This is a genomic window from Clostridium puniceum, assembly GCF_002006345.1.
Taxonomy (GTDB): domain Bacteria; phylum Bacillota; class Clostridia; order Clostridiales; family Clostridiaceae; genus Clostridium; species Clostridium puniceum.
The window spans coordinates 1-1299 of record NZ_LZZM01000107.1 but is presented as its reverse complement, the minus strand read 5'-3'; the positions used below and the strand labels follow the sequence as shown (position 1 = coordinate 1299).

Here is a 1299-nt window from a genome sequence, read left to right as displayed (position 1 = left end):
TCCATGCACCTTCTTTCTTAATATCAATTCAATATCATCACTAATCTTTTTTACCTGTGCATTAGTAATTCCATTTCTTTTCATAGCTTCAGTAACCGAATCTATTAAATAACTTTCAAACTTCCGGCACCTATTATTGACTTGATAATTAATTACTTCCTGATTTAAATTTGCTGCCATCTTTTCTGCCGTACCTTTTCCAACTTTCTTGTCTATTCTTCTTTTCATTTTTCTATCTTCAGCTCTTCCCATGATCTACACCTCCTGAGAATTTAAATATTCATCAACAAGGTTTAAATAATCTTTAGCTGCAACGCAGTACTTAGAGCATTCCAAAATTGGTTTACTTTCAAATGAACTTTCATCTATCTTTACAGTTTTTCTAATATGTGTCTTAAACATGGGATAGCTTGTATTATTCTTTAAAATTTCTTCACCTTGACGATTTACCTTATTTCTAGAAAATTGAGTAATAAAACAACCTCTTAAATTCAAATTAGTGTTATTCTTTTTCACATTATTTATTTGTTTAATTAATTCTTCCATTCCATCGAACGCGAATTTATCTATCTTAATTGGAATCAGTACATCATCACTTGCAATTAATGCATTAACAACCCCTACATTTATTCCTGGTGGATTATCTATAATGCAATAATCATATTGATCTTGTATTTCTTCTAGTGCTCTTCTTAGTATCATTCCTTTTGAGATATTATTATCTTTTATGGAAGTCATGTTAGATGGTATTAAATCTAAATTGTCATATTGTGTATGAAATATAACGTCCTCTATATCAATGCTTTCATTCATGATATCTGAAATGCTTGGTTCTTCATCGTCATATAGTTTAAAAAACTTTGTCGTATTACTTTGACCATCATTATCTATTAGTAAAACCTTTTTATTGTGAACCGTTGCTAATATATGAGCAATATTTATACTGCTCATAGTTTTGCCAACTCCACCCTTCAAATTAATTATTGAAATTATTTTCATACTCATAATATTTAAACCTCTTCCTCTATTTATTTTCAATTTAATATCTGCTGTGAGACATTTTTCTTTGAATTTTATTTCTATTTTCCATACTGTGATTTAAAGCTTCTTTTTGAGCTTTTCTAGTTAATTTTCTTCTTTTACTTATATCTTCAATAGTCTTTTGTGCAAGTTCATGAGGTGTCATATCTTTAAATTGCATTTAATCCACCTTCTTACTATTCTTTACTTAAGTATTCCCTTACTGAATCTATCCATTTGATTAGATCCTCTTTTTGTTCATCTAAAGTTAAATCCAAT

The 1299-nt window shown here is 28.6% G+C and carries 3 protein-coding genes; all 3 read right to left on the bottom strand.

Annotated features, from left to right (window positions below):
• Window positions 1-252, bottom strand: a 252-nt coding sequence (locus CLPUN_RS08530; protein ID WP_143329007.1) for a hypothetical protein, incomplete at its 3' end; no start/stop codon positions are given.
• A 3-nt stretch (window positions 253-255) separates the two neighbouring features.
• Window positions 256-1005 carry a ParA family protein gene (locus CLPUN_RS08525; protein WP_242954081.1) on the bottom strand — a complete coding sequence of 250 codons (750 nt, stop codon included), beginning with the start codon at window positions 1003-1005 and terminating at the stop codon, window positions 256-258.
• A 34-nt stretch (window positions 1006-1039) separates the two neighbouring features.
• A complete protein-coding gene (locus CLPUN_RS27005) occupies window positions 1040-1201 on the bottom strand; it encodes a transcriptional regulator (protein ID WP_143329006.1) in 162 nt (53 codons plus the stop codon).
• Between the last annotated feature and the right edge of the window lie 98 nt (window positions 1202-1299).

What these genes read in the sequence shown, in the direction of transcription:
- CLPUN_RS08525 (WP_242954081.1), bottom strand. Translation starts at nt 1,005, where the DNA reads ATGAGTATGAAAATAATTTCAATAATTAATTTGAAGGGTGGAGTTGGC.
- CLPUN_RS27005 (WP_143329006.1), bottom strand. Translation starts at nt 1,201, where the DNA reads ATGCAATTTAAAGATATGACACCTCATGAACTTGCACAAAAGACTATT.